Source organism: Xylophilus sp. ASV27, assembly GCF_016428875.1.
Classification (GTDB): Bacteria; Pseudomonadota; Gammaproteobacteria; order Burkholderiales; family Burkholderiaceae_C; genus Xylophilus.
This window is the reverse complement of sequence record NZ_JAELTO010000197.1, coordinates 1-3,134: the sequence shown is the minus strand read 5'-3', so window position 1 is coordinate 3,134 and position 3,134 is coordinate 1. Positions and strand designations below refer to the sequence as shown.

The following is a 3,134-nucleotide window of genomic DNA, read 5'->3' as shown; positions in this document are numbered from 1 at the left end:
CCCCCCCCCCCCCCCCCCCCCCCCCCCCCCCCCCCCCCCCCCCCCCCCCCCCCCCCCCCCCCCCCCCCCCCCCCCCCCCCCCCCCCCCCCCCCCCCCCCCCCCCCCCCCCCCCCCCCCCCCCCCTTCCCCCCCCCCCCCCCCCCGACACCTACACTAGGTTCTCTTCGTCGGCAGCGTCAGATGTGTATAAGAGACAGCCCCGGCATCCGCGCCGACGACCTGGCGCTGGAGCGCTACCGCCGCGCCCGCGGCGCCGCCCAGCCCGCCGTGGCCGGGGCCGCCGCGTGACGGCGTCGAGCCGCCCCAGCCGCGCGCTCATCGACCTCGCCGCGCTGCGCCACAACTACACGCTGGCGCGGCAGCGGCACGGCGGCCGCGCGCTGGCCGTGCTCAAGGCCGACGCCTACGGCCACGGCGCCCTGCCCTGCGCCCAGGCGCTGCACGACCTGGCCGACGGCTTTGCCGTGGCCTTCCTCGACGAGGCGCTGGCCCTGCGCGCAGGCGGCATCCGCCAGCCGATCCTGGTGCTCGAGGGCGTCTTCGCCGCGCACGACCTGCCCACCGCGCACGCCCACGGCCTGTGGCTGGTGGTGCACCACGAAGAGCAACTGCGCATGCTGGAGAGCGCCCCCGCCGCCGTGCGCGGCCTGCAGGTCTGGCTCAAGCTCGACAGCGGCATGCGCCGCGCCGGCTTCCCGCTGCATGCGGCGCGCGAGGCGCATGCGCGGCTGGCCGCCTGCCCCGGCGTGCAGGCCATCGTCCTCATGAGCCACTTCGCCCGCGCCGACGAGCCCGGCTGCCCGGCCACCGCCGGGCAGATCGCCGCCTTCGACCACGCCACCGCCGGCCTGCCCGGTGCGCGCAGCCTGTGCAACTCCGCCGGCGTACTGGCCTGGCCCGCCGCACGCCGCGACTGGGCCCGGCCCGGCCTGCTGCTGTACGGCGCCGACCCCATCGCCCACGGCGCGCACGGCCTGCGTCCGGTCATGACTCTGCAGAGCCAGGTCTTCGCCACGCGGATGCTGCAACCGGGCGACGCCCTGGGCTACGGCGGCACCTTCACCGCCGAGCAGCCCTGCCGCGTCGGCCTGGTGGCCGTGGGTTATGCCGACGGCTACCCGCGCGGCGTCCCCACCGGCACCCCGGTCGCCATCGACGGCCAGCCGGCCCGCACCCTGGGCCGCGTCTCCATGGACATGCTCACCGTCGACCTGAGCCAGTTGCCCTCCACCGGCGTCGGCAGCCGGGTCGAACTGTGGGGCGCGCAGGTGCCCGTGGCCACCGTGGCGCAGGCGGCAGGCACCATCGCCTATGAGCTGCTGTGCCATGTGCGGCGCGTGCCGCTGGTGTATCGGGGCATGCCGGCGGCGCGGGATGCGGCCGAGGCGGCAGGGGTCGGCGTTTCTTAAAAAAAAAGTGCCATAAGCCCAGATAATACCTAGGCTATAAGCTATCTATTTGATAGCAAAATGTGCCGGACTCAATGCCAAGCCGAGCGCAGCAAAGGCCCGCGCGGCAGCCCGGGGTTCCCTCTGTGGGGTTCCCTTCTATTTGGTTCCTTTCTCTTGGCGAAACAGGAGAAAGCAACCGCGCCGTCGGGCGCGCATCCCGGCGCCCACCGCCTGCAAGGCCGCGAACGCAAGCGCCCCATCCCCTGCCGCCAAGCCTCCCCAGCAGCACCGAGCGCCACTGCAACAGCGTGGGCATCGCCGCCACCGCGCCTGTTGCCCCGCCCCGCAGCCGCCGGCGCCCGCTCAGACCCTGCGGTACCGCCCGGCGAGGTGCCGCAGCCAGCGCGCCCGCCACGCGAGCGTGAAGGCGACGGCGATGGCTGCCACGGAGATCAACACCATCCACACCACGCTGCCCAGGCCCGGGCCGTGGCCGCGCAGGCACAGCGCCAGCGCGGCCAGCAGCAGGATGCTGCCGCTGATGCGCAGCGCAGCGGTGCGCACGGGCACGTCGTCATGGGTGCCGAGTACCGCGCCGACGTGCCGCTGCTGCGACAGTGCCCAGAGCGCGAAGCCGGCATAGGCCAGCGCGGCGGCGAGCAGGGTGAGCAGGGCTTCACGCATGGGCGTGGCCCTCCTGCCCTGCGGCGGGCGTGCGCGGCGCGGGGCGGGGGATCGGGGTGCGGCCCAGGCGCCGTGCGGTGAACGCGGCGAGCGCTGCACCGAGCAGCAGCGCCAGGTCCATGCCGGCGACCGGCCAGTAGCCGTGCGCAATGCTTGTCCACAGATGGTCGCCGGTAGTGGCGCCGTTGAGCACGCAGGCCAGCACGGCCATGCCCGCGATGGCCCAGCACTGCTCGCGCCAGGCCTGCTTGTGCGCAGTGCCGCGGTGCCCGGCACAGCGGCCGGCGGCATGGGCGATGGCAAGGCACCAGACGATGAAGAAGGCGCGGGTTTCCCACTGCGCGCGCTCCAGGCCCCAGTGCTCGAATCCCAGCGGCAGCAGCCGGTTGGCGATGAAGAACGCGAGGGTGGCCAGGATCGGGCCGGTGATGCCGCCGATGCTCAGGGCCTCGACCAGTTGCACGCCCGCGAGCCCCTTGCGCGCATGGCTGGCGCGCCGCGCCTGGAGCCAGAACAGGTAGCCGGTGGCGATCATGACGCAGCCCGACAGGCCCGCGGCGAAGTAGAGCCAGCGCAGCAGCCAGTGGTCGAACGGGGTGATGTGAAAGCCGGCGAAGAAGTTCCAGACCGAGACCACGGGCGAGGCGTCGAAGCGGCCGATCAGCGCGCCGCTGCCGCCGTCGAAGGTGAGGGTGTCGATGTCCTTGCTGACGCTGTCGGTGGCCGAGGGCCGCACCACCACGTAGGGCCTGGCGCTGTGGGGGGCGTTGACGCGCACCGAGGCGACCTTCTGGGTTTTCCATATGGCTTCGGCCCGGGCGACGATGGCGTCGAGCGAGCCGAGCACGCCGGGCGCTTCGCTGCGCGGGCGGCGCACCTGGCCCAGCGCCTGTCTCTTATACACATCTGACGCTGCCGACGAAGAGAACCTAGTGGAGTTGTGGGTGGGGGGCGGGGGAGTGAGAGGGGGGGGGGGGGGGGGGGGGGGGGGGGGGGGGGGGGGGGGGGGGGGGGGGGGGGGGGGGGGGGGGGGGGGGGGGGGGGGGGGGGGGGGGGGG

At 74.5% G+C, this 3,134-nt stretch carries 4 protein-coding genes; 2 read left to right on the top strand and 2 right to left on the bottom strand.

Annotation, left to right across the window (positions count from 1 at the left end):
* Both JHD63_RS22080 and alr read left to right on the top strand, forming a co-directional pair.
* Positions 1-289, top strand: a 289-nt coding sequence (locus tag JHD63_RS22080) for a hypothetical protein (RefSeq protein WP_198972934.1), incomplete at its 5' end; no start/stop codon positions are given.
* The gene (gene alr, locus JHD63_RS22075) at positions 286-1,410 is read left to right on the top strand and encodes an alanine racemase (RefSeq protein WP_198972933.1); all 1,125 of its coding nucleotides are present in this window, start codon (positions 286-288) and stop codon (positions 1,408-1,410) included. The genes JHD63_RS22080 and alr, both read left to right, overlap by 4 nt.
* A 345-nt stretch (positions 1,411-1,755) precedes the next feature.
* Here alr and JHD63_RS22070 read toward each other — a convergent pair whose 3' ends face one another.
* Positions 1,756-2,076 (bottom strand): DUF3325 domain-containing protein, encoded by a 321-nt coding sequence (locus tag JHD63_RS22070; protein ID WP_198972932.1) that lies wholly within the window; start codon positions 2,074-2,076, stop codon positions 1,756-1,758.
* The coding region (locus JHD63_RS22065) for a PepSY-associated TM helix domain-containing protein (RefSeq protein ID WP_198972931.1) at positions 2,069-3,134 on the bottom strand (1,066 nt) is incomplete at its 5' end. The genes JHD63_RS22065 and JHD63_RS22070, both read right to left, overlap by 8 nt.

Coding starts and splice junctions, on each gene's coding strand:
- JHD63_RS22070 (WP_198972932.1), bottom strand. CDS start 2,076: ATGCGTGAAGCCCTGCTCACCCTGCTCGCCGCCGCGCTGGCCTATGCC.